This window comes from Pseudomonas sp. FJ2-5-13 (assembly GCF_029201605.1).
Taxonomy (GTDB): domain Bacteria; phylum Pseudomonadota; class Gammaproteobacteria; order Pseudomonadales; family Pseudomonadaceae; genus Aquipseudomonas; species Aquipseudomonas lactis.
Window position 1 is genome coordinate 1,793,042 of sequence record NZ_CP104045.1, and the last position, 24,847, is coordinate 1,817,888.

The following is a 24,847-nucleotide window of genomic DNA, read 5'->3' on the forward strand; positions in this document are numbered from 1 at the left end:
ATGACCGCCGCCTGCCTGATGAGCACTTATCAACCCCTGGCCCTGAGCTTCACCCGCGGCCTGGGCACGCGCCTATGGGACCAGCAAGGCCGCGAATACCTGGACGCCGTGGCCGGCGTGGCGGTGACCAATGTCGGCCATTCCCACCCAAGGTTAGTGGCCGCCATCAGCGAACAGGCCGGCTTGCTGCTGCACACCTCCAACCTCTACAGCATCGACTGGCAACAACAATTGGCCCGGCGCCTGGCCCAACTGTCCGGGCTGGACCGCGCGTTCTTCAACAATTCCGGCGCCGAAGCCAACGAGACGGCGCTGAAACTGGCGCGTTTGCACGGTTGGAAAAAAGGCATCGAACAGCCGTTGGTGGTGGTGATGGAGAACGCCTTCCACGGCCGCACACTGGGCACCATGGCCGCCAGCGACGGGCCTTCGGTGCGCCTGGGGTTCCAGCGCCTGCCTGGCGATTTCATCAAGGTTGGCTTTGGCGACATGGCGGCTCTGGCGGCGCTCACCGCACAGTTCGGCACGCGCATTGCGGCGGTGTTGCTTGAACCGATCCAGGGCGAAAGTGGTGTGTTGGTGGCGCCGTCGGGTTACCTCAAAGCCCTGCGCGAGCACTGCACACGCCACGGCTGGTTGATGATGCTCGACGAAATCCAGACCGGCATCGGGCGCACCGGCACCTGGTTTGCCTTCCAGCACGAAGGCATCGTGCCAGACGTGATGACTCTGGCCAAAGGCCTCGGCAATGGCGTGCCCATCGGCGCCTGCCTGGCCCGCGCCGCCGTCGCGCAGCTGTTCACCCCAGGCAGCCATGGCAGCACCTTTGGCGGCAACCCGCTGGCGTGTCGCGTCGGGTGTACGGTGCTGGAGATTATCCAGGAGCAAGGCTTGCTCGAAAATGCCGCACGCCAGGGCGAACACTTGCTGGCGCGCTTGCGCATGGAGTTGGAGGAACATCCCCACGTGCGGGCGATTCGTGGCAGGGGCTTGATGATCGGCATTGAGCTGGCCAGCCCTTACCGCGACCTGGCCCAACGGGCGGCGCAGGAGCATGGGCTGTTGATCAACGTCACGCGGGGCAAGATCATTCGGCTGTTGCCGCCGCTGACGTTGGAGCGCAAGAAAGTGGAGATGATCGTACGGGCCATCACCCGCCTACTGGACTGAAATACGATTAGAAAATGTGGGAGCGGGCTTGCTCGCGAATGCGGTGTATCAGCTTGCAGATGCATTGGCTGATACACCGCATTCGCGAGCAAGCCCGCTCCCACAGGGGAGCCTGTATACCTTTAGAGATCACCACCATTCAGCCATTCCTGGTTCATGGTCTCCGTATCGCCCAAGTATTCCAGCAACCACGCCATGGCCGGCGACAGCTTGTTCTGTGCCCACGCCACACACGACGGGCTGGCTGGAAATGGCCGGCTCAATTGCAGCGCCACCAGTTCACCGCGCTCGATCCATGGCAATACCTGATGGGCCGGCGCCATGCCTACACACAGGCCATCGCGCAGGCAATCCAGGGCCGACGCCCAGTTGGGCACCACCAGGCGGCGCTGGTTATCCAGGGTCCAGGTGTCGCGCTTGGGCAGGTTGCGGGAGGTGTCGGTCATGCACAGCGAGGCAAAGGGGCGCAGTTGGTCATCACTGAGCAAACCTTGCACCGCCGCCAGCGGGTGCCGGGCGCTGACCACGCACAGCCAGTTCAACAGGCCCATGTCGCGGAAGCTGAAGTGGCTGGCCACCGGCACCGCGCTGGTGGCGCCGATCACGATGTCGGTGCGTTCATCCGCCAGCGCATCCCACACGCCGTTGTACACCTCGTATTCGAGCAGCAATTCCACTTCGGGAAACTGCCGATAAAAGTCGAGCACCAACTGCCGGCAGCGTTGGGGTTTGACGATGGAGTCCACGGCCACCTTCAACTGGCCGCTCCAGCCATTGGCCACCTGCTGGCACAGGCGCCGGGTGCCGAGCATTTTTTTCATCACGCCGCGGGCTTCGTCGATGAATAAACGCCCGGCGGGGGTCAGTTCCACGTCACGATGCCGGCGCACAAACAGCGGCACGGCCAGCCATTCTTCGAGCTGGCGTACGGTGTAACTGATGGCCGAGGGGACGCGGTGCAGTTCCTGGGCAGCGGCGCTGAAGCTGCCGTGACGGGCGACGGCGTCGACCACATCCAGGGAATATTCCGACCACATAGGCGCTGCCTTCAAAATTATTGATGAGAGTGTCCAATTATTATCGCTTCACACAGATATTGTCAGCTTCATAATGGGCGCCAGTCAGCAAATAGTTTGATGGCAGTATCTACAAGGCTTCGATGAAAAATTCTTTTGGTTTTACTGGGTATCTGGCGGGGCTGAGCATGCTCGGTTATCTGGCCATGGACATGTACTTGCCGGCGTTTGGCGCCATGGGCGAGCAGTTGAATATCGGTGCTGGCGCGGTGGGCGCCAGCTTGAGTATTTTCCTCGCAGGCTTTGCAGTGGGGCAGTTGCTGTGGGGGCCGCTCTCGGACCGCCTGGGGCGCAAGCCCATCCTGCTCGCGGGCCTGAGCCTGTTTGTGCTCGGTTGCCTGGGCATGTTCTGGGTCGAAACCGCGCCGCAACTGTTGGCCCTGCGCTTTATGCAAGCGATTGGCGTGTGTGCCGCCGCCGTGAGCTGGCAGGCGCTGGTGATTGACCGCTACCCGGCCGACAAGGCCCACCGCGTCTTCGCCAGCATCATGCCGTTGATGTCGCTGTCTCCAGCCCTGGCACCGCTGTTGGGTGCCGTGGTGCTGAATCACTTTGGCTGGCAGGCGATCTTCGGCGTGTTGCTGGTGGTGTCGTTGTTGCTGCTGGTGCCGACCCTGTTCTTGCGCAACATGCCCAAGCGTCTGGAGCACAAGGGCAGCCCGGTGCGCCTGGGCTATGGGCAATTGCTCACCTCGCGGGTGTTTACCGGCAATGTGATGATCTTCGCCGCCTGTTCGGCCAGCTTCTTCGCTTGGCTGACGGCCTCGCCGTTCATCCTCGGTGGCATGGGCTACAGCCCGAACGACATCGGCCTGAGCTACGTACTGCCGACCCTGGCGTTTCTCGTCGGCGGCTACAGTTGCCGCAGCGCCTTGCAGCGCCTGCCGGGTAAAACCCTGCTGCCGTGGTTGCTGGTCGCCTATTGCTTGAGCATGGTGGCGTTGTACCTGGTGGCCACCTTGAGCGTGCCGACCCTGACCACCTTGTTGATCCCGTTCTGCCTGATGGCGCTGTGCAACGGCGCCAGCTACCCGATTGTGGTGGCGAATGCGCTGATGCCCTTTGCGCAAAACTCCGGCAAGGCGGCGGCTCTGCAAAATACCCTGCAGTTGGGCCTGTGCTTCCTGGCCAGCCTGCTGGTGTCGTCGATGATCGAACAGCCGCTGTTGATCACGGTGATTGTGATGCTGGCGACCGCGCCGCTGGCGGTGTTGGGGTATTGGCTGGCACGGCCGAAGGGCAATTCTTCCGAACTGGCCAGCGCCTGAGCTGACAAGACGATCAAAATGTGGGAGCTGGCTTGCCTGCGATAGCGGTGTATCAGTGCCAGCTGGGCTAACTGACAGACCGCTATCGCAGGCAAGCCAGCTCCCACAGTTTTTTGCGTTTCTTCAGTTAGAACGTGACTTCCATGTTCAACGTCGGCGTCGAGGTGCGGCTGCCACGGCCACCGTCCACGCCGAATTTGTTATGCCAGTACTCATACCCCACCCCCAGGTACAAGTTCGGCTTGACGCTTTTACCCGGTCGCACCGCCACCATCAGCGCCGTACGCATCAGCGCTTCCGCTGCCGTATCGCGGCCATGGTAGTCCTCGCCTTTCTCCCCGACGTAATTGATAAACCCCTGGAATTTCGCCGCATGGTTGCCCACCTCGAACGGTCGCATCCAGGTCAGGTTGAGCATGTAGGTAGCGTCGAAGGTGTGGTTCGACTCTTGCGCGCCGGGGATGCCGGTGTGGTTCTTTTCCTTGTAGTACATCAGGCTCAGGTCCAGCACGCCGACGGTGCCCCACTTCAACGTGGGGCCAATCACCAGGGCGCGCTTCTTGGCGGAAGCGAAGTTGTTGTTGCGGTTGGCGTCGAAGCCCAGGGTCAGCGCGTAATCCTTGATCAGCCCGGTGCCTGGCGGCAGGTCGAACACGCGTGAGGCGTACAGCTGATGCCGGTACACGGCGTACACCTCGCTGCCACCGTGGTCGGTGCCCTTGCGCGGGTCGCTGCTGTCGGACAGGAACACATCGAGGTTGAGGAAATTGCTGCCGTAACGGTAGCCGCTGGCGTGGGTAAAGCTGTAGATGCGCTTGCTGAAGTCGTCGGGGTTGTTCGGGTTGGTGAAGTGCTGCCCGTAGCGAAACCCGACGCTGTTGTTCATCCACTCCACCGCAACAGCCTCCCCGCCGCCGAGAAGGGTTAGTGCGACGGTTGCGCCCTGTAGTGCCTTTTTCATTCTTTTTGTCCTTTGGCGTTCTGGCTCGTGACGGCCGGATTGTTTTTGTAACGCCGTTGGAGGGTATCTTGTTCGATTGATTGTATACAACTCTATGGACATACAGTCTGAACATTGCATACAGTGAGCGCACAACAAAAACAGAGAACTCCTCACCATGACTATCCCGAAGGCGTCACCGCAGCGGCCCGAAGATGAAAATCTGGGCGTCGCCGCCAACATGGCTTACGGCCTGCAGCATGTGCTCACCATGTATGGCGGCATCGTCGCCGTGCCGTTGATCGTCGGCCAGGCAGCCGGGTTGTCGCCGGCGGATATCGGCCTGCTGATTGCTGCATCGCTGTTTGCCGGTGGCCTGGCCACGCTGCTGCAAACCCTGGGCCTGCCGTTCTTCGGCTGTCAGTTGCCGCTGGTGCAGGGCGTGTCGTTCGCGGGTGTGGCGACCATGGTGGCGATTGTCGGCAGCGACGGCGCCGGTGGCGTGCCAGCGATTCTCGGCGCGGTGATGGCCGCGTCCTTTATCGGTTTGTTGATCACTCCGGTGTTCTCACGGATCACCAAGTTTTTCCCGCCGCTGGTGACGGGCATTGTGATTACCACCATCGGCCTGACCCTGATGCCCGTGGCGGCGCGCTGGGCCATGGGCGGCAACAGCCGGGCGGCGGATTTTGGCAGCATGTCCAACATCGGCCTGGCCGCCCTGACCCTGGTGCTGGTGCTGCTGCTGAGCAAAATCGGCAGCGCAACCATCTCTCGCTTGTCGATCCTGCTGGCCATGGTGATTGGCACGGTGATCGCGGTGCTGCTCGGCATGGCGGACTTCTCCGGTGTGATGCAGGGGCCGATGTTCGGTTTCCCCACGCCGTTTCACTTCGGCATGCCCACCTTCCATGTAGCGGCGATTATTTCCATGTGCATCGTGGTGATGGTGACGCTGGTGGAAACCTCGGCGGACATCCTGGCGGTGGGCGAGATCATCGATACCAAGGTCGACTCCAAGCGCCTGGGCAACGGCTTGCGTGCCGACATGCTGTCGAGCATGTTCGCGCCGATCTTCGGTTCGTTTACCCAGAGCGCGTTCGCCCAGAACGTCGGCCTGGTGGCGGTGACCGGGGTCAAGAGTCGGTTTGTGGTGGCCACTGGCGGGGTATTCCTGGTGGTGCTCGGCCTGCTGCCATTCATGGGCCGGGTGATCGCGGCCGTGCCCACCTCTGTGTTGGGCGGCGCCGGGATTGTGTTGTTCGGCACGGTGGCGGCCAGCGGGATTCGCACGCTGTCCAAGGTGGATTACCGCAACAACATGAACCTGATCATCGTTGCCACGTCTATCGGCTTCGGCATGATCCCCATCGCCGCGCCGAGCTTCTACGATCAGTTTCCAAGCTGGTTCGCGACCATCTTCCACTCGGGCATCAGCTCGTCGGCGATCATGGCGATTCTGCTGAACCTGGCGTTCAACCACTTCACCGCCGGCAACTCCGACCAGCAGTCAGTGTTCGTGGCGGGGACTGAGCGCAGCTTGTGCTTTCGCGACGTGGCCGCGTTGCGCGATGGGGATTACTACCGGGGCGGGAAGTTGTTTGATGCAGAGGGCAAGGAAATTCCTCTGGTAGCGGATACCTTGAGGAAAACATCCAAGCCTGAGACCAGCGAGGTTTAGCGAGCGACGCCGTATACCCTGTGGGAGCTGGCTTGCCTGCGATAGCGATGGTGAATTCACCGGTGTTATCGCAGGCAAGCCAGCTCCCACGGGGATTCAGCCGGCTTTGAGGGCTTTGTGCGGCAACGAACACGCCTCATCCAGAAACTTCACCACTGTCCCCATGCACGCCTGGCGTTCTTCCACGTGGGGCATGTGGCTGGAGTCTTCAAACAGTGCCCAGCGCACGTTCTCTATCTCATCCAAGAACGGCTTGACCACCAACGGTGTGGCTTCGTCGTGCCGGCCGGAAATCACCAGGGTTGGCACCTTGATCGCTGACAGGCGACCGATCACGTTCCAGTCCTTCAAGCTGCCGATCACGTGGAATTCGGTCGGGCCGCTCATGGCGTGGTACACCGTCGGGTCGGCATCCACCTGGGCGAAGGTGCGTGCCACTTCTTCGGGCCACGGGTTGACCCGGCACACGTGCTGGTCATAGAAAATCCGTGAGGCCGCCAGGTATTCCGGGTCTTGGTAGGTGCCGGCCTGCTCGTGCTTGAGCAGGGTTTCGTGCACGCCTTCAGGCAACAGCTTGCGCAGGCGGTTGGCTTCGCTGACCCAGGTGCGCATGCAGGTGGGCGAGTTGGCAGGGATAAACGCGCGCAGGCCCTTGGGTTGCAAGATCGCGTGTTCGCTGCCGAGCATGCCGCCCCAGGATTGCCCGAGGATCGCGTAGTTCTCGCTGATTTGCAGGTGGTCCAGCAGGTTGTTCAACTCGTCGAGGAACAGGCCGATGGTCCAGAACGACGGGTCTTTTTCTGGCAAGTGCGTGGAGCGGCCGTTGCCCAACTGGTCGTAGTGAATCACCGCGTGGCCGCTGGCGGCGACGTCTTTGAAGGCGTCGACGTAATCGTGGGTGCAACCCGGGCCGCCATGGATGATCACCAAGGGCGTGCGGCCTGTGCTCAGGTCACCCGTGACGCGATACCAGGTCTGATAGGCGCCAAAGGGCGCGTAGCCTTCGCGAACTTTTTCGATGAATTCCATTTCGTACCCTGCTCTGAAAAAAAAGGATCAGGGTTACGATAGTCTGAACAAAAAGTTTAGGTAACTAGCAAAACAGATAGGTTTTTGCCCAAAGCTCAACCTTCCAGCAAGCGGTAATGGGTGGCGCGAACCACCGCCTGGACACGGTTTTTGGCCCCCAGTTTGTGCATCGCCGAGGCCAGGTGCAGGGTCACCACCGCCAGGGAGCGGCTCAATTGCGTGGCGATTTCAGCGGCGGTCAGGCCTTCAGCCGCCCATTTCAGGCATTCGCGCTCGCGCTTGGTCAGCCGGATGTGCGGATAAGCCCGCATCTCCTTGCTGAACAGCGGGTACGCCGCTTCCTGGAGGGCATGGGTAATCAGGCTGAAATCGGCCAGCGTATGTTGGGCGTCCTTCAATACCGTGCGCGCCTTGCCGGTGCGTAAGCCAGTGAGCGAGGCAAAACCGCCCTTGGGCAGATGAATCGGCACACTGACGCCGCAGGTGAGTTGGCGTTCATGCAGGTAGGAGGAAACGGGGGCGTGGCAGGGGTCGATGATCTTTTGCAGGGCCGTCTCGGTCTTGGCCTCATAGGACCAGACAAACGGTGATACCGAACTCAGTGCCAGGTGTTGCACCGGGTCGATCTGGTAAAACCCTTCGCTGCACCATAAGGCGTGCCAGTCGGCCGGCGTGTTGCGCAGTTGCAACAGCGAGGGGGTGATCAGTGTGCCATTGAGGTCGATGGGCACCGGGCTGTAGTCATACACCAGCGCATCGAAGCCCAGTTGTTGGGCAAGGATAAACGCATTGTCCATCTGTTCATCCAGGCTCCTGCCCGGTATGAGGCGATTATTGAAGGCGGTCAGCTTGGCCAGCATCCGTTCTGCTCCCGAATTCATTTGAATCTCGACTTGCTGCAAGTAGAATGCCACGCCCCGGCGAAGGACTGCCAGGCCAAACCTATAAGAAATACTAGGTTATGGACGCACGGCATCCTCGGTAGTGTTGACCTGATAAACGGCCGCTACCCGCCAGGCCGATACAACACAAGGAATGTATGCATGTGGCGTGAAATTGCCCCCGACCAGCAGTACAACGTGCAAGTCGACGGCCATAACCTCGTGGTCTACAGCTTTGGCGAAGGCGATGAGGTGCTGCTGTGTCTCAACGGCGGGCCGGGCCTGCCGTGTGACTATCTGCGTGACGCCCATGGCTGGCTCAAAGCACATAACCTGCGAGTGGTTGCATTCGACCAGCTTGGCACAGGCGCATCAGCCAGACCGACCGATGCCGCACTGTGGGAAATCCGCCGTTATGTCGAAGAAGTCGAGACCGTGCGCCAGGCGCTGGGCCTGGGCCGCGTGCATTTGCTCGGGCATTCCTGGGGCGGTTGGCTGGGCATCGAATATGCCGTGCATTATCCCGGTGCGCTCAAAAGCCTGATCCTGGAAAACACCGTCGGCGACATTCCCCACCTGTCCCAGGAGCTGGAACGCCTGCGCGGCGCCCTGGGCAGCGAAACCGTGGCCATGATGCAACGCCACGAAGCCATGGGCACCCTCGACCATCCGCAGTACCAGGCCGCTATCACCTTGCTCAACTACCGCCACGTGTGCCGCCTCGACGAATGGCCGGAGCCGGTCAAGCGCTCCCTGGGCGACTGGAACATGGGGCCTTACGAAACCATGCAAGGCCCCAACGAGTTCCTCTATATCGGCAACCTCAAGGACTGGAACCGTCTCAAGGAAATGGCCGAGTTCAACATGCCGATCTTGATCACCACCGGCCAGCACGACGAACTTACCCCCGCCTGTGCGATGCGCATGAAACTTGCAGCTCCCCATGCCGAGTTGCATGTGTTCCCCAACAGCAGTCATATGCCGTTTTACGAGGAGCCGCAGGCGTACTTCCCGGTGCTGCTGGACTTCCTCGCTCGCCACCGAGGCTGACGCATGAACCTGGCGCGCTACCGTTTTGTGTTGTCCCGGCCCCTGCAATTGCTGCCGGTGCTGCTGGGCATCAGCCTGATCACCTTCGTGCTGGTGCGCTCGATTCCCGGCGACCCGGCGCGCGCCTTGCTGGGTTCGCGCAGCACGCCAGATGCGCTGTTGAAGATCCGCGCCCAGTTCGGCCTCGACCAGCCCTTGTGGCTGCAATACTTTTACTTCCTGAAAAACCTGCTCAAGGGCGACCTCGGCCAATCGCTGCTGTACAAGGTCGACGCCCTCAAACTGATCGTCACCCGCATCGAGCCGACCCTGGTGCTGGTGCTGGGCAGCGTGGTGCTCGCGTTGTTGATAGCGCTGCCACTGGCGACGATTGCGGCGCGCCAGCAGGGCCGTTGGGCGGACAAGCTGATCCGCGTGTTCACCACGGTCGGCCTGGGCATGCCGGCGTTCTGGCTGGGGTTGATGCTGATCCTGCTGCTCAGCGTGAAATGGGGCCTGTTCCCGGTGTCTGGTTACGGGCGCACCTGGCTGGACAAGGCGCACCATATGCTCTTGCCGTGCCTGACCATCGCCCTGGCGCTGTCGGCGGTGCTGGTGCGCAACCTGCGGGCGAGCATGTTGATGGAGTTGCAGGCGGACCACGTCACCGCCGCACGTGCGCGCGGGCTGCCTGAAGGCGCAGTGTTTCGCCGTCATGTACTGCCCAACGCCCTGGTGCCGGCGGTCAACCTGCTGGCCGTCAACATCGGTTGGCTGATCAGCGGCACGGTGGTCATCGAAAGCCTGTTCGCGATTCCAGGCATCGGCCAGTTGTTGGTACGCGGCATTTTCACCCGTGACTACATGGTGGTGCAGGGCGTGGCGATGGTGCTGGCCTGTGCCACGGTGGTGGTCAACTTCCTGGCCGACCTGGTAACCGTGGCCCTCGACCCACGGGTGAAGATGCAATGAGCAGCCGCCCCATGATTGCCCCGTGGCGCTTGCGCCTGCGCTTTGGTTTTCGCAATGGCCGACTGACCGCCGCATGGGGGTTGTTGATCCTGTTCGCGTGGTTGGCCCTGGCGCTGTTTGCGCCGTGGGTCGCGCCCTACGACCCCATCGCGCAGGACACCAGCATCAGTTTGCTGGCCCCCAGCCTTGCCCATCCGTTGGGTACGGACAATTACGGCCGGGATATCCTCTCGAGGGTGATCTGGGGTGCGCGCATCGACCTGCAACTGGCGGTGATCGGAGTGATCTTCCCGTTCATCATCGGCACCTTTATCGGTGCGGTCTCGGGTTATATCGGCGGGCGTTTCGACAGTGTCTGCATGCGCGTGATCGATGTGGTGCTGGCGTTCCCGTTCCTGGTGCTGATGCTGGCGATCATGGCCATCCTCGGGCCGGGCTTGCAGAGTTTTTACATCGCCATGGCGCTGGTGGGTTGGGTGTCGTACGCACGCCTGATTCGCTCGCAGATCCTGGTGCTCAAGGAAAGCGAATTCGCCCTGGCCGCCAAGAGCCTGGGCTTTGGCCATGGGCGCATTCTGTTCCGGCATTTGCTGCCCAATGCGCTGTTTGGCTCCATTGTGTTTTCCATGTCCGACGCGGTACTGGTGCTGCTCAACGGCGCCGCCGTCAGTTACCTGGGCCTGGGGGTGCAACCGCCGACCGCCGAATGGGGGACGATGGTGGCCGAAGGGCAAGCCTTTATCACCACCGCCTGGTGGATCTGCACCTTCCCGGGCCTGGCCATCGTGACCTTGGCCATGGGCTTCAGCCTGTTGGCCGACGGCGTTGCGCAGGTATTGGGGGAGCGTTCATGAGCCTGCTACAAGTGCGCGACCTCAGTGTGATCGCCAACAACGCTGGGCGTGATATCACCTTGGTGGATCGGGTGTCCTTCGACCTGGCCGAAGGTGAAATCCTCGGCCTGGTGGGCGAGAGCGGTTCGGGCAAGACCATGGCTTGTCGTGGCCTGATGCGCCTGCTGCCATCGCCCAACCTGCGCGTGCAGGGTGGCGCCGTACGGTTGGCCGGCCAGGACCTGCTGGCCCTGGATGATGCCGGCATGCGCGCTGTGCGCGGCGGGCAGTTGGGCATGGTCTTCCAGAACCCCAGCAGCCACCTCGACCCGTTGATGCGCATCGGTGAGCAGATCGCCGAGGGCATCCGCCTGCATCAAGGCGCGTCGAAAAAAGACGCGCGTCTGCAGGCGATCGAGGTATTGCGTCAGGTCGGGATTCCCGACCCGCAGGCGCGGGTCGACAACTACCCCCATGAGTTTTCCGGCGGCATGCGCCAGCGCGCCATGATTGCCGTGGCCCTGGGCTGCAACCCGAAGGTGCTGATCGCCGACGAGCCGACCACCGCCCTGGATGTGACGGTGCAGGCGCAAATCCTGCGGCTGTTGCTCGACCTGCGCGACCAGCGTGGCCTGTCGATCATCATGATCACCCATGACCTGGGCGTGGTGGCGCAAACCTGCGATGCCATCGCCGTGATGTACGCCGGGCGCCTGTGCGAGCACGGCAGCAAATACGAGTTGCTGGCCCAACCGCAACATCCGTACACCGCAGGCCTGATCGACTGCCAGCCGGCCCACAGCAGCGGGCATGCGTTGTTGCGCACCATTGCTGGCCAGCCGCCGTTGCTCGATGCATTGCCCGACGGCTGCCGCTTCCACCCGCGCTGCCCGCAGGCCGGCGCCTTGTGCACTGAGTTGCTGCCACAAGGCGCACGCGTGGCTTGTCACTATCCGTTGGGAGGGCGCCCATGAGCCTGTTGCAGATCAAGGATCTGGAGGTGCGCTTTGCCGCGTCCGGCAGCGGCCTGCTGGGCCTCAACCGCCAGTGGGTGAGGGCGGTGAACGGGGTGTCGCTGAACCTCGCCGCCGGTGAAACCCTGGGTTTGGTGGGCGAGTCCGGCAGTGGCAAGAGCACCCTGGGCCGGGCAATTTTGCACCTCAACCCGATCAGCGCCGGGCAAGTGCTGTTCGACGGTATCGACATGGCCCATGGCAGTGCCATCGACATTGCCCGGCTGCGGCATGAAACCGCGATGATTTTCCAGGACCCTTATGCCGCGCTCAATCCACGACACAGCATTGGCGAAACCCTCGCCGAAGTGCTGCGGGTACAGCGCAAAGTGGCGGTGGCGCAGATTCCCGCGCGCGTCAACGAACTGCTGGAACTGGTGGGCCTGCGTCCCGAACTGGCGACGCGTAAGCCCGGCTCCCTGAGTGGCGGCCAGTGCCAGCGCGTGGGGATCGCCCGGGCGCTGGCGGTGGAGCCGCGCCTGATCATTGCCGATGAATGCGTGGCGGCGTTGGATGTGTCGATCCAGGGCCAGATCATCAACCTGCTGCTCGAACTGCAACAACGCATGAACCTGGCGATCCTGTTTATCGCCCATGACCTGGCCATCGTGCGGCGCCTGTGCGACCGCGTGGCGGTGATGTACCTGGGCAAGATCGTCGAGGAGGGGCCGGTGGAAGCGGTGTTCACCGCGCCCCGTCACCCGTATACGGCGGCGCTGATCCAGGCCATCCCGGAGATCGATCCGCACCGCCCGTTGCCAGCGCAGCCTTTGCCCGGCGAACCGCCCAGCCCGCTGAACCTGCCGACAGGCTGTGCCTTCCACCCGCGGTGCCGGTATGCGCAAGCCATGTGTTCCACGGTATTGCCCCCCACCCATTTCCTGCACGAGCATCGGTACAGTTGCGTGCTTGAAGACCCTTTGCTTTGACCCTCTGCCATTCATTAACAAGGAGTTGTGATATGCACTCGCGCCACTTGAAATTGCTCGCCGCCGCTACCCTCACGGCCTGGTCGCTGACCGCCGGCCTGGCCCAGGCCGCTGGTGTGCTCACCATCGGCTGCCGTGAAGACAGCACCACTTTCGACCCGATCAAAAGCGCGCAAAACCGCGACACCTGGGTGTTTGCCAACGTCTACGACACCCTGGTGCGCGTGGATAACCTGGGCACCAAGATGGAACCGGGCCTGGCCGAAAGCTGGGACATTTCCAAGGATGGCCTGACCTACACCTTCAAGCTGCGCGAGGCGAAGTTCTCTGACGGCTCGCCGATCACCGCCGCCGACGCCGCGTTCAGCCTGCTGCGTATTCGTGACAACAAGGCCTCGCTGTGGAGCGACCCGTTCAGCCTGATCAATACCGCCACGGCCAGCGATGCCAAGACCCTGGTGGTCACCCTGAAAACCCCGGCGGTGGCCTTCCTCTCGCAACTGGCGTCGCCAACGGTGTCGATCCTGTCGGAAAAAGCCATGACCAAGATGGGCGAAGACGCCTACTCGGAAAACCCGGTGACCTCCGGCGCGTTTACTGTGGACGAGTGGCGCAAGGGCGACCGCGTGATCCTGAAGAAAAACCCGAATTTCTGGCAGGCCAGCAGCGTGAGCCTGGACGGCGTGGAATGGGTGTCGGTGACCGATGACAACACGCGCATGCGCATGGTGCAGAACAACGAACTCGACACGGCGATCTTTGTGCCGTTCTCCCGGGTGCAAGAGCTGAAAAAAGACCCGAACGTGGTGATCCACGCCGACCCGTCCACCCGTGAAGATCACCTGTTGATCAACCACGAGCACGGTTTGTTGGCCAAGCCGCAAGTGCGCCAGGCCCTGGACATGGCCATCGACAAGCAATCGCTGGTCAAAGCGGTCACTTACGGTCAAGGCACCGTGGCTTATTCCTACATTCCCAAGGGCTCGCTGTACCACTACGCCAACAACCTGCAACGCCCGTACGACCCGGCCGAAGCCAAGAAGCTGCTGGCCGCTGCAGGTGCCCAGGATTTGAAGCTCAACTACGTGGTCAACGCCGGCAACGAGGCCGACGAGCAGATCGCGGTCATCATCAAGGACCAGCTAGCCAAGGTCGGTGTGACCGCCAACCTGCAGAAAGTCGACCCGACCCAAAGCTGGCAGATGCTGGTGGACGGTGAGTACGATATTTCGGTGATGTACTGGACCAACGACATCCTCGATCCCGACCAGAAAACCACCTTCGTGCTGGGCCACGACACCAACCAGAACTACATGACCCGCTACAAGAACGACCAGGTCAAGGCCTTGGTGGCGGCCGCGCGGATCGAGGCAGACCCGGCCAAGCGCGAGCAAATGTATGTGGAGTTGCAGAAGCTGGCCAAACAGGATGTGAACTGGATTGACCTGTACTACAGCCCGTACATCAACATCTCACGCAAGAACGTGAGCAACTTCCTGCAGAACCCGTTGGGACGCTTCACCCTGGAGGAAGTGGTCAAAAACTGAGTTTTTAACTACACCACAAGGCAATGTGGGAGCTGGCTTGCCTGCGATGCAGACACCTCGGTGCTTCAGTTGCACCGCGGTGATGCTATCGCAGGCAAGCCAGCTCCCACCTTTGTTTTGCGGTGTGTCAGGGCTTATTGCGCATCGAAGGCCTGGCCATTGATGCCGGCACTGTCCGGCCCCATCAGGTACAGGTACACCGGCATGATCTCTTCCGGTGCTGGTCTTTCCATCGGGTTTTCCCCGGGGTACGCCTGGGCGCGCATGCTGGTGCGGGTACCGCCCGGGTTGATGCTGTTGGCGCGCACTGCGGCCACATCTTCCAGCTCATCGGCCAGGGTTTGCATCAGCCCCTCGGTGGCGAACTTGGACACCCCATAGGCACCCCAATAAGCACGGCCCTTGCGCCCGACGCTGCTGGAGGTGAACACCACCGACGCATCCTGGGACAGCTTGAGCAGCGGCAGCAACGTGCTGGTCAGCATGAACATCGCGTTGACGTTCACGTGCATCACCCGCATGAAGTTCTCGCCGGACAACTGCTCGATGGGCGTGCGTGGGCCGATGATCGAGGCGTTGTGCAACAGGCCGTCGAGGTGGCCGAATGCCTTTTCGATCATCGCTGCCAGCTCATCGTATTGATGGGGCAGGGCGGTCTCCAGGTTGAACGGGATCACCACCGGCTGCGGGTGGCCGGCGGCTTCGATCTCGTCATACACCTGGGCCAGGTTGGCTTCGGTCTTGCCCAGCAACAGCACGGTGGCGCCATGGGCGGCATAGGTTTTTGCCGCTGCCGCACCAATCCCGCGACCGGCGCCGGTCACCAGGATGGTCCGGCCTTTGAGCAGTTCTGGCGGTGCAGAGTAATCAAACATAAACAACCTCAGATTTGAAAACGCTGAATCTCCCTGTGGGAGCGGGCTTGCTCGCGAATGCGGTGTGCCAGTCACTGAATCAGATACTGAAACACCGCATTCGCGAGCAAGCCCGCTCCCACATTTGGATCTCCATCGGTCAGTAAAGTCGGTGAACCATCAGCAACTGCACAGCGCGTTATCCAGTACCTTGCGCAATTCCAGCGGGTGATCCACCACTACGTCCGCACCCCAGTGGCGTGGGTTATCGTCCGGGTGGATATAGCCATAGGTGACCGCCGCCGTGCGTGTACCGGCGTCGCGGCCGGATTCGATGTCGCGCAGGTCATCGCCCACGAACAGCACGCTGGCCGGGTCCAGGTCGAGCATCTTGCACGCCAGGATCATCGGCTCCGGGTCCGGCTTGCTGTTTTTCACGTGGTCTGGGCAGATCAGCACGGCCGAACGCTCGGCCAGGCCCAGGCGCTGCATGATCGGTTCGGCAAAGCGCACCGGCTTGTTGGTGACCACGCCCCAGATCAGCTTGGCTTTCTCGATGTCTTCCAGCAGCTCGGCCATGCCGTCGAACAGTTTGCTGTGCACTGCGCAATCTTTGAGGTAACGCTCCAGGAATTCCTGGCGCAGTTCCTCAAAGCCCGGCGACTCCGGGTCCATCGAGAAGGTCACGGCGACCATCGCCCGCGCACCACCGGAAATTTCATCACGGATGTGCTCGGGGTTGATCGGCGCCAGGCCACGGTCGGCGCGCATGGCCTGGCAGATGGCGATAAAGTCCGGCGCGGTGTCCAGCAGGGTACCGTCCATGTCGAAGAGAACCGCTCGCAACTTCACAGGCTTACTCCTCGCGCAGGGTCTGGATCATGTAGTTGACGTCAACGTCGTTGGCCAGCTTGTAGTGCTTGGTCAGCGGGTTGTAGGTCAGGCCGATGATGTCCTTGACAGTCAGCCCGGCCTGGCGGCTCCACGCACCCAGCTCGGAAGGGCGGATGAATTTCTTGAAATCATGGGTGCCGCGCGGCAGCAGCTTCATGATGTATTCGGCGCCGATGATCGCGAACAGGTAAGCCTTGGGGTTGCGGTTGATGGTGGAGAAGAACACCTGGCCGCCGGGCTTGACCATACGGAAACAGGCGCGGATCACCGAGGACGGGTCTGGCACGTGTTCGAGCATTTCCAGGCAGGTGACCACGTCGAACTGCTCAGGCATTTCTTCGGCCAGGGCTTCGGCGGTGATCTGGCGATACTCCACGCTCACGCCGGATTCGAGCTGGTGCAACTGGGCCACGGCCAGCGGCGCTTCGCCCATGTCGATGCCCATGACGGTGGCGCCACGCTGGGCCATGGCTTCGCTGAGGATGCCGCCGCCGCAACCGACGTCCAGCACCTTCTTGCCGGCCAGGTTGACGCGCTCGTCAATCCAGTTGACCCGCAGAGGGTTGATGTCGTGCAGGGGTTTGAATTCGCTCTCGCGGTCCCACCAGCGGTGGGCCAGGGCTTCAAACTTGGCGATTTCGGCGTGGTCGACGTTGCTCATGGTCAATCCTCTGAATCTGATAAGTCGGTTTGGCGTTGCTGAGCTCATGGGTTCAGCAACGGCGTTATTCGCTGTGCCCGCTGATGCGTTGGCCCCAGGCAATGGCCGTGGCGGTCAACTGTTGTTCATCCATGCGGGTCAATTGCCGGTCGTCGAGCAATGGCTTGCCGGCGACCCAAAGGTGTTTCACGCAATCGCGCCCGGTGGCATATATAAGCTGTGAGACCGGATCGTAGATCGGTTGTTGCGCCAGCCCGGAAAGATCAAAGGCGACGATGTCGGCTGCCTTGCCGACTTCCAATGAGCCAATCTGGCTGTCCAGGCCCATTGCCCTGGCACCGTTGAGCGTGGCCATGCGCAAGGCGCGGTGGGCATCCAGCGCAGTCGCCGAGCCGGCCACGGCCTTGGCCAGCATCGCCGCCGTGCGGGTTTCGCCGAGCAAATCCAGATCATTGTTGCTGGCAGCGCCGTCGGTGCCGATGGCCACGTTGACGCCAGCCTGCCACAAGCGCTCCACCGGGCAAAAGCCGCTGGCCAGTTTCAGGTTCGATTCCGGGCAGTGAATGACGCTGGTGTTGCTTTCTACCAGTAAAGCCAGGTCGTCTTCGCTGATTTGGGTCATGTGCACGGCCTGAAAGCGCGGGCCCAGCAGGCCGAGGCGAGCCAGGCGCGCCAATGGCCGCTCGCCGGTCTGCTCGACGGCTTGCTGCACTTCGAAGGCGGTTTCGTGAACGTGCATATGGATCACGGCGTCCAGCTCTTCGGCGATCACCCGGATCTTTTCCAGGTTGGCATCACATACGGTGTACGGCGCGTGGGGGCCGAAGCTGATCTTGATGCGCGGGTGGTGCTTGAGGTCGCCGAACAGCTCGATACCCTGGCGAATCGCCTCGTCGGCACTGCTGGCGCCGGGGATCGGGAAGTCGAGGATCGGCAGCGCGATCTGCGCACGCATACCGCTGTTGTGCACGCAGTCACTGGCGACCTTGGGGTAGAAATACATGTCCGAGAAGCAGGTGATGCCGCCCTTGATCTGCTCGGCAATGGCCAGGTTGGTGCCGTCGCGCACGAACGCTTCGTCGACCCACTTGGCTTCGGCGGGCCAGATGTGTTTTTCCAGCCAGGTCATCAGCGGCAAATCGTCGGCCAGGCCGCGGAACAGGGTCATGGCGGCATGGCCGTGGGCGTTGACCAGGCCGGGGCTGAGCAGCATGCCGGGCAGTTCGCGCACCTCGCGCGCCGCCAGCTTTAACGCCGCGTCCCGTGGCCCGATAAAGGCAATGCAGCCATCGCGGATACCCAGGCCATGCTCCTTGAGCACCACGCCAGCGGGCTCGACGGGTACCAGCCAGGTCGGCAGCAGCAACAAGTCGAGCGGGGCGGCAGTGGAGGTCATCGCAGGCTTCTTCCCAGGCAGCTATAAAAGAAGGGCGAAGTATACCCGAGCGTCCTGGCTGGCGGATCGCTATAATCGGCGGCTTTTGTTCATGAGTGCGGGGTAAGGGATGCGCGACCGACTGTTGGCTGCAGAGAAAGTGAAGGCCATCCAATGGCGTGATGGCGCGCTGCACCTGCTCGATCAGCGTGTTTTGCCGTCCCGTGAGCGCTGGGTAGCCTGCGTTACTGTTGAAGCAGTGGCCGACGCCATTCGCACCATGGTGGTGCGGGGCGCACCGGCTATCGGCATCTGCGCCGCCTATGGCTTGGTGCTCGCCGCCCGCGAGCGCATCGCCGAGGGCGGTGACTGGCAGGCCGCGTGGGAAGAAGACTACGCCTTGCTGGCCCATACTCGACCGACCGCATCGAACTTGTTCTGGGCCTTGCAGCGCATGCGCGACCGCCTCGACCGCCTCAAGCAGCACGCCGACCCGCTGGTGGTGCTGGAAGCCGAAGCCGTGGCGATCCATGAAAGCGACCGGGAGGCCAATGTGGTCATGGCCCAGTTGGGTATGGAGCGGATTCGCAAGCACCAGGGCAACGCCCAGGCGATCCTCACCCATGGCAACGCCGGCGCGTTGGCCTCCGGCGGCGTTGGCACAGCCCTCGGGGTGATTCATGCAGCGTATCTGGAGGGCTTGGTCGAGCAGGTCTATGTCAATGAAACCCGCCCGTGGCTGCAAGGCTCGCGCCTGACGGCGTGGGAGTTGGCGGGCCAGGGCATCCCCGTGGCGGTGAATGCCGACTCCGCCGGGGCGCATATCCTCAAGACCAAAGGCGTGACGTGGGTGGTGGTCGGTGCTGACTGTATCGCGGCCAATGGCGATGTGATCAGCAAGATCGGCACTTATCAGCTGGCCGTGTGTGCCATGCACCATGGCGTGCGCTTTATGGTGGTGGCGTCGAGTTCGACCCTGGATTTGATGATGGCTACTGGCGATGATGTTGCGCTGGAGCAGCGCGATAGTGGCGAGTTGCTGGAGGTTGATGGGCAGCGGTTGGATGTCGCGGCGTTTAACCCTGTGTTTGATGTGACGCCTGCGGATCTGATTGATGTCATCGTGACTGAAAAGGGCGTGGTGGAGCGGCCGGATGTGGCCAAGTTGGCCAAGTTGATGTGCCGTAAGCGCCTGCATTGAGTGTGTGGGCGCCTGTGGGGGCGCTATCGCAGGCAAGCCAGCTCCCACATTTAACGGTGTTCACAAATCAAAGGTGGGAGCGGGCTTGCTCGCGAATGGCCCTTGAAGTCAACAAAACTCCTGCATTCCACCCTCAAAAAAAAGCACCACCGCGCCTCTGAGCCCCTCTCGTCCCCTTCAAGCCTGTCATCCGTCAAATTACTAGCCTCCATGCGCATCAGGGGGATAGGTGCGTGGCGGCGATTGTGATAACATCCGGCGGTTTCCAGGGCTGCCCCGAGGGGTGGCCTATAACGTGCAGATCCGTGTCATAACTCGTTGATTTGTCGTAAGTCGTTGTCAGGCATCGTGCCGGCAGCGGCGAGCTTCGTTCGTCCCGAATGGATGTGACGAGGTTTCACCCGAAAAAGGAATCAGGCTTCTCATGGGCGAACTGGCCAAAGAAATCCTCCCGGTCAATATCGAAGACGAGCTGAAACAGTCCTACCTCGACTACGCGATGAGCGTAATTGTCGGTCGGGCACTGCCTGATGCGCGCGATGGCTTGAAGCCCGTGCACCGGCGTGTGCTGTTCGCGATGAGCGAGCTGGGTAACGACTGGAACAAGCCGTACAAGAAATCTGCCCGTGTTGTCGGTGACGTGATCGGTAAGTATCACCCTCACGGCGACACTGCGGTGTACGACACCATCGTTCGGATGGCGCAGCCGTTTTCCCTGCGCTACCTGCTGGTAGACGGCCAGGGCAACTTCGGTTCGGTGGACGGCGACAACGCCGCGGCCATGCGATACACCGAAGTGCGCATGACCAAGCTGGCGCACGAACTGCTGGCTGACCTGCACAAAGAAACCGTGGACTGGGTGCCGAACTACGACGGCACCGAAATGATCCCGGCTGTCATGCCCACCAAGATCCCCAACCTGCTGGTCAACGGTTCCAGCGGTATCGCCGTGGGCATGGCCACCAACATCCCGCCGCACAACCTCGGTGAAGTCATCGACGGTTGCCTGGCCCTTATCGACAACCCTGAGCTGACCGTCGATGAGCTGATGCAATACATCCCCGGCCCGGACTTCCCGACCGCCGCGATCATCAACGGTCGCGCCGGCATCATCGAAGCCTACCGTACCGGTCGCGGGCGCATTTACATGCGTGCCCGCTCGATGATCGAAGACATCGACAAGGTCGGTGGCCGCCAGCAGATCGTTATCACTGAACTCCCGTACCAGCTGAACAAGGCACGCTTGATCGAGAAGATTGCCGAGCTGGTTAAAGAGAAGAAGCTGGAAGGCATCACCGAGCTGCGCGACGAGTCCGACAAAGACGGTATGCGCGTAGTAATCGAGCTGCGCCGTGGTGAAGTGCCAGAGGTGATCCTCAACAACCTCTACGCCCAGACCCAGCTGCAAAGCGTGTTTGGTATCAACGTGGTTGCCCTGATCGACGGCCGCCCGCGCATCCTGAACCTCAAGGACCTGCTGGAAGCCTTCGTGCGTCACCGCCGCGAAGTGGTGACCCGCCGCACCGTGTTCGAACTGCGCAAGGCCCGCGAGCGCGGCCATATCCTGGAAGGCCAGGCGGTTGCGTTGTCGAACATCGACCCGGTGATCGCCCTGATCAAGGCCTCGCCAACCCCGTCGGAAGCCAAGGAAGCGCTGATCAGCACGCCGTGGGAATCCAGCGCCGTGGTCGCGATGGTTGAGCGCGCTGGCGCCGACTCGTGCCGCCCCGAGACCCTGGACCCGCAATACGGTCTGCGTGAAGGCAAGTACTTCCTGTCGCCAGAGCAGGCCCAGGCCATTCTGGAGCTGCGCCTGCACCGCCTCACCGGCCTTGAGCACGAGAAGCTGCTGGCCGAGTACCAGGAGATCCTCAACCAGATCGGCGAGTTGATCCGCATCCTCAGCAGCGCCGTGCGCCTGATGGAAGTGATCCGCGAAGAACTGGAAGTGATCCGCGCCGAATACGGCGACGTGCGCCGCACCGAAATCCTCGATGCGCGTCTGGACCTGACCCTGGGTGACATGATCCCGGAAGAAGAGCGCGTGGTGACCATCTCCCACGGTGGCTATGCCAAGACCCAACCGCTGGCGGCTTACCAGGCCCAGCGTCGTGGCGGTAAAGGTAAATCGGCTACCGGCGTGAAGGATGAGGACTACATCGCTCACCTGCTGGTCGCCAACAGTCACACCACGCTGCTGCTGTTCTCCAGCAAGGGCAAGGTGTACTGGCTCAAGACCTACGAAATCCCGGAGGCCTCCCGCGCTGCCCGTGGTCGTCCGTTGGTCAACCTGCTGCCGCTGGACAGTGATGAGTACATCACCACCATGCTGCCGGTCGAGGAATACACCGAAGGTCACTTCATCTTCATGGCCACCGCCAAAGGCACCGTGAAGAAGACCCCGCTGGAATCCTTCAGCCGTCAGCGCAGCGTGGGCCTGATCGCCCTGGAGCTGGATGAAGGCGACGTGCTGATTTCCGCAGCCATCACCGATGGCGAGCGCGAAGTCATGCTGTTCTCCGATGGCGGCAAGGTCACACGCTTCAAGGAATCCGACGTGCGTGCCATGGGCCGTACCGCTCGCGGTGTACGCGGCATGCGCCTGCCAGAAGGGCAGAAGCTGATTTCGATGCTGATCCCGGAAGAAGGCAGCCAGATCCTCACCGCTTCCGAGCGTGGTTATGGCAAGCGCACCGCCATCAGTGAGTTCCCGGAGTACAAGCGTGGCGGCCAGGGCGTGATCGCCATGGTCAGCAACGACCGCAACGGCCGTCTGGTCGGCGCGGTACAGGTGCTCGATGGCGAGGAAATCATGCTGATTTCCGACCAGGGCACCCTGGTGCGTACCCGTGTGGCGGAAGTGTCGAGCCTGGGCCGTAACACCCAGGGCGTGACCCTGATCAAGCTGGCCAAGGACGAAAAACTGGTCGGCCTGGAACGTGTGCAGGAGCCTTCGGAAGTCGAAGGTGAAGAGCTCGAAGGTGAGGAATTTGAAGGCGAGGTGATCGCAGCCGGCGATGACAACGTTGACGAGCCAACCCTCGACGCTGCCGCAGACGAAGAAGAACCGCAGGAATAAGCGGACACACAGGGGGCGGATGAAGATTCGCCCCCTTGTTGTTTGTCCGGATGGAAATATCGACAACCATGGAGATCCCTTGTGGGAGCGGGCTTGCTCGCGAAGGCGGACTGACATTCACCCAAGGTGGCGCCTGTTAGATCGATTTCGCGAGCAAGCCCGCTCCCACATGGGGTCCGGTGTCGGCTGATATGTTTGCCTGACTACCACCAGATCAGAGTGAGATTGGATGTGAGCAAGAGAGCCTATAACTTCTGTGCCGGTCCCGCGGCGCTTCCTGAAGCAGTCCTGCAGCGTGCGCAGGGTGAACTCCTCGACTGGCATGGAAAAGGCCTCTCCGTGATGGAAATGAGCCATCGCAGCGATGAGTTCGTGTCCATCGCCAACAAGGCCGAGCAGGACCTGCGCGACTTGCTGGACATCCCATCCAATTACAAAGTGCTGTTCCTGCAGGGCGGCGCGAGCCAACAGTTCGCCCAGTTGCCGCTGAACCTGCTGCCCGAAGGCGGCACTGCCGACTATATCGACACCGGTATCTGGGGGCAGAAGGCTATCGAAGAAGCCTCGCGCTACGGCCATGTCAACGTGGCAGGCACCGCCAAACCCTACGATTACTTCGCCATTCCCGGTCAGAACGAGTGGAAGCTGTCCAAGGACGCGGCCTACGTTCACTACGTCGCGAACGAAACCATCGGTGGCCTGGAATTTGATTGGGTGCCTGAAGTCGGTGACGTGCCACTGGTGTGCGACATGTCTTCGGACATCCTCTCGCGCCCGATCGACGTGTCCAAATACGGCATGATCTACGCCGGCGCGCAGAAGAACATCGGCCCGAGCGGCATCCTGGTCAATATCATCCGCGAAGACCTGCTGGGCCGTGCCCGTTCGCTGTGCCCGACCATGCTCAACTACAAGGTCGCGGCCGATAACGGCTCGATGTACAACACCCCGCCGGCGTTTGCCTGGTACCTGTCGGGCCTGGTGTTCGAATGGCTCAAGGAGCAGGGCGGTGTCGCGGCCATGGGCAAGCTCAACGAAGAGAAGAAGCGCGTCCTGTACGACTTCATCGACGCCAGCGGCCTGTACAGCAACCCGATCAACCTCACTGACCGCTCGTGGATGAACGTGCCGTTCCGCCTGGCTGACGACCGCCTCGACAAGCCGTTCCTGGCTGGCGCCGACGCGCGCGGCCTGCTGAACCTCAAGGGCCACCGCTCGGTGGGCGGCATGCGCGCCTCCATTTATAACGCCGTCGACATCCACGCCATCAATGCGCTGGTTGCCTACATGGCAGAGTTCGAGAAGGAACACGGCTAATGTCTGAGCAAGAACTAAAGGCCCTGCGCGTGCGCATTGACAGCCTGGACGAGAAAGTCCTGGAGCTGATCAGTGAGCGTGCGCGCTGCGCCCAGGAAGTGGCACGGGTAAAGATGGCCTCCCTCGCGGAAGGCGAAGTGCCGGTGTTCTACCGCCCCGAGCGTGAAGCGCAGGTGCTCAAGCGTGTGATGGAGCGTAACAAGGGGCCGTTGGGCAACGAAGAGATGGCGCGGTTGTTCCGTGAAATCATGTCTTCGTGCCTGGCGCTGGAGCAGCCGCTGAAAGTGGCCTACCTCGGCCCTGAAGGCACCTTCACCCAGGCGGCGGCCATGAAGCACTTCGGCCACGCGGTGATCAGCAAGCCGATGGCGGCCATCGACGAAGTCTTCCGTGAAGTCGCGGCCGGTGCGGTGAATTTTGGCGTGGTGCCGGTGGAAAACTCCACCGAAGGCGCGGTCAACCACACCCTGGACAGCTTCCTCGAACACGACATGGTGATCTGCGGTGAGGTGGAACTGCGTATCCACCACCACCTGCTGGTGGGTGAAAACACCAAGACCGACAGCATCAGCCGTATCTATTCCCACGCCCAGTCCCTGGCCCAGTGCCGCAAGTGGCTGGACGCCCATTACCCAAATGTCGAGCGCGTGGCGGTGTCCAGCAATGCTGAGGCGGCCAAGCGGGTCAAGGGTGAGTGGAATTCGGCGGCGATTGCCGGCGATATGGCCGCGGGCCTGTACGGCCTGACGCGCCTGGCCGAGAAAATCGAAGACCGCCCGGACAACTCCACGCGCTTTTTGATGATCGGCAGCCAGGAAGTGCCGCCCACTGGCGACGACAAGACCTCGATCATCGTTTCCATGAGCAACAAGCCCGGCGCGCTGCATGAGCTGCTGGTGCCGTTCCACGATAACGGGATTGACCTGACGCGCATCGAGACTCGTCCTTCGCGCAGCGGTAAGTGGACCTACGTGTTCTTTATCGACTTCATCGGCCATCACCGCGACCCGCTGGTCAAGGGCGTGCTGGAGAAGATCAGTCAGGAAGCCGTGGCACTCAAGGTGCTGGGCTCTTACCCGAAAGCGGTTTTGTGAGGCT

Annotated in this window: 21 protein-coding genes; 13 read left to right on the forward strand and 8 right to left on the reverse strand. The window is 61.8% G+C overall.

Annotated elements, in window-relative coordinates; genetic code table 11:
- Positions 1-1,170 carry an aspartate aminotransferase family protein gene (locus N2A98_RS08075; RefSeq protein ID WP_275623242.1) on the forward strand — a complete coding sequence of 390 codons (1,170 nt, stop codon included), beginning with the start codon at positions 1-3 and terminating at the stop codon, positions 1,168-1,170.
- 122 nt (positions 1,171-1,292) lie between these two features.
- Here the strand turns inward: N2A98_RS08075 and punR are convergent, their stop codons facing one another.
- Positions 1,293-2,207 (reverse strand): DNA-binding transcriptional activator PunR, encoded by a 915-nt coding sequence (gene punR, locus N2A98_RS08080; RefSeq protein WP_032892806.1) that lies wholly within the window; start codon positions 2,205-2,207, stop codon positions 1,293-1,295.
- Positions 2,208-2,329: 122 nt separating this feature from the next.
- Here punR and punC point away from each other — a divergent pair, with 122 nt between their 5' ends.
- A complete protein-coding gene (gene punC / locus N2A98_RS08085) occupies positions 2,330-3,514 on the forward strand; it encodes a purine nucleoside transporter PunC (protein WP_153475134.1) in 1,185 nt (394 codons plus the stop codon).
- Between the two features lie 127 nt (positions 3,515-3,641).
- Here punC and N2A98_RS08090 read toward each other — a convergent pair whose 3' ends face one another.
- The gene (locus N2A98_RS08090) at positions 3,642-4,475 is read right to left on the reverse strand and encodes a hypothetical protein (protein WP_044272947.1); all 834 of its coding nucleotides are present in this window, start codon (positions 4,473-4,475) and stop codon (positions 3,642-3,644) included.
- 157 nt (positions 4,476-4,632) lie between these two features.
- Between N2A98_RS08090 and N2A98_RS08095 the strand changes: the two genes are divergently transcribed.
- Entirely contained in the window at positions 4,633-6,135 is a 1,503-nt protein-coding gene (locus tag N2A98_RS08095; protein WP_044272949.1) for a nucleobase:cation symporter-2 family protein, read from the forward strand.
- A gap of 96 nt (positions 6,136-6,231) precedes the next feature.
- On the opposite strand, the gene N2A98_RS08100 is transcribed toward N2A98_RS08095, so the two are convergent.
- On the reverse strand, positions 6,232-7,164 hold the full coding sequence (locus N2A98_RS08100; protein ID WP_032892802.1) for a proline iminopeptidase-family hydrolase: 933 nt from the start codon (positions 7,162-7,164) through the stop codon (positions 6,232-6,234).
- A 95-nt stretch (positions 7,165-7,259) separates the two neighbouring features.
- Positions 7,260-8,024 carry a LuxR family transcriptional regulator gene (locus N2A98_RS08105; protein ID WP_044272951.1) on the reverse strand — a complete coding sequence of 255 codons (765 nt, stop codon included), beginning with the start codon at positions 8,022-8,024 and terminating at the stop codon, positions 7,260-7,262.
- 183 nt (positions 8,025-8,207) lie between these two features.
- On the opposite strand from N2A98_RS08105, the gene N2A98_RS08110 reads away from it, so the two are divergent.
- Genes N2A98_RS08110 through N2A98_RS08135 form a run of 6 tightly spaced genes read left to right on the forward strand, consistent with a single transcriptional unit; the run spans position 8,208 to position 14,368 of the window.
- A complete protein-coding gene (locus tag N2A98_RS08110; protein WP_014717608.1) occupies positions 8,208-9,095 on the forward strand; it encodes a proline iminopeptidase-family hydrolase in 888 nt (295 codons plus the stop codon).
- 3 nt (positions 9,096-9,098) lie between these two features.
- Positions 9,099-10,046 carry an ABC transporter permease gene (locus tag N2A98_RS08115; protein ID WP_034135121.1) on the forward strand — a complete coding sequence of 316 codons (948 nt, stop codon included), beginning with the start codon at positions 9,099-9,101 and terminating at the stop codon, positions 10,044-10,046.
- On the forward strand, positions 10,043-10,900 hold the full coding sequence (locus N2A98_RS08120) for an ABC transporter permease (protein WP_138762145.1): 858 nt from the start codon (positions 10,043-10,045) through the stop codon (positions 10,898-10,900). The genes N2A98_RS08115 and N2A98_RS08120 overlap by 4 nt, the downstream gene beginning before the upstream one ends.
- Positions 10,897-11,853, forward strand: a complete 957-nt coding sequence (locus N2A98_RS08125; RefSeq protein WP_078802743.1) for an ABC transporter ATP-binding protein — start codon at positions 10,897-10,899, stop codon at positions 11,851-11,853. The genes N2A98_RS08120 and N2A98_RS08125 overlap by 4 nt, the downstream gene beginning before the upstream one ends.
- On the forward strand, positions 11,850-12,821 hold the full coding sequence (locus tag N2A98_RS08130) for an ABC transporter ATP-binding protein (protein ID WP_078466602.1): 972 nt from the start codon (positions 11,850-11,852) through the stop codon (positions 12,819-12,821). The genes N2A98_RS08125 and N2A98_RS08130 overlap by 4 nt, the downstream gene beginning before the upstream one ends.
- 32 nt (positions 12,822-12,853) lie before the next feature.
- Positions 12,854-14,368 (forward strand): ABC transporter substrate-binding protein, encoded by a 1,515-nt coding sequence (locus N2A98_RS08135; RefSeq protein WP_069557161.1) that lies wholly within the window; start codon positions 12,854-12,856, stop codon positions 14,366-14,368.
- Between the two features lie 134 nt (positions 14,369-14,502).
- Here the strand turns inward: N2A98_RS08135 and N2A98_RS08140 are convergent, their stop codons facing one another.
- The 4 genes from N2A98_RS08140 to N2A98_RS08155 all read right to left on the reverse strand — a co-directional run bounded on the left by N2A98_RS08140 (position 14,503) and on the right by N2A98_RS08155 (position 18,173).
- Positions 14,503-15,243: a YciK family oxidoreductase gene (locus N2A98_RS08140; protein WP_003189758.1), complete on the reverse strand. Its 741-nt coding sequence runs from the start codon at positions 15,241-15,243 to the stop codon at positions 14,503-14,505.
- A gap of 159 nt (positions 15,244-15,402) precedes the next feature.
- On the reverse strand, positions 15,403-16,074 hold the full coding sequence (mupP, locus tag N2A98_RS08145) for an N-acetylmuramic acid 6-phosphate phosphatase MupP (RefSeq protein ID WP_047710358.1): 672 nt from the start codon (positions 16,072-16,074) through the stop codon (positions 15,403-15,405).
- 4 nt (positions 16,075-16,078) lie between these two features.
- Positions 16,079-16,777: a bifunctional 2-polyprenyl-6-hydroxyphenol methylase/3-demethylubiquinol 3-O-methyltransferase UbiG gene (gene ubiG / locus N2A98_RS08150; RefSeq protein ID WP_003189760.1), complete on the reverse strand. Its 699-nt coding sequence runs from the start codon at positions 16,775-16,777 to the stop codon at positions 16,079-16,081.
- 64 nt (positions 16,778-16,841) lie between these two features.
- Complete coding sequence (locus N2A98_RS08155; protein WP_044272957.1) at positions 16,842-18,173, reverse strand: TRZ/ATZ family hydrolase; 1,332 nt, start codon at positions 18,171-18,173, stop codon at positions 16,842-16,844.
- Between the two features lie 109 nt (positions 18,174-18,282).
- Between N2A98_RS08155 and mtnA the strand changes: the two genes are divergently transcribed.
- The 4 genes from mtnA (at position 18,283) to pheA (ending at position 24,843) form a co-directional block, all read left to right on the forward strand.
- Positions 18,283-19,353: an S-methyl-5-thioribose-1-phosphate isomerase gene (mtnA, locus tag N2A98_RS08160; protein ID WP_069557163.1), complete on the forward strand. Its 1,071-nt coding sequence runs from the start codon at positions 18,283-18,285 to the stop codon at positions 19,351-19,353.
- A gap of 424 nt (positions 19,354-19,777) precedes the next feature.
- On the forward strand, positions 19,778-22,432 hold the full coding sequence (gene gyrA, locus N2A98_RS08165) for a DNA gyrase subunit A (RefSeq protein WP_032892792.1): 2,655 nt from the start codon (positions 19,778-19,780) through the stop codon (positions 22,430-22,432).
- 231 nt (positions 22,433-22,663) lie between these two features.
- Positions 22,664-23,749 carry a 3-phosphoserine/phosphohydroxythreonine transaminase gene (serC, locus tag N2A98_RS08170; RefSeq protein ID WP_044272959.1) on the forward strand — a complete coding sequence of 362 codons (1,086 nt, stop codon included), beginning with the start codon at positions 22,664-22,666 and terminating at the stop codon, positions 23,747-23,749.
- Positions 23,749-24,843, forward strand: a complete 1,095-nt coding sequence (pheA, locus tag N2A98_RS08175) for a prephenate dehydratase (protein WP_003172650.1) — start codon at positions 23,749-23,751, stop codon at positions 24,841-24,843. The genes serC and pheA overlap by 1 nt, the downstream gene beginning before the upstream one ends.
- Positions 24,844-24,847: the final 4 nt, after the last annotated feature.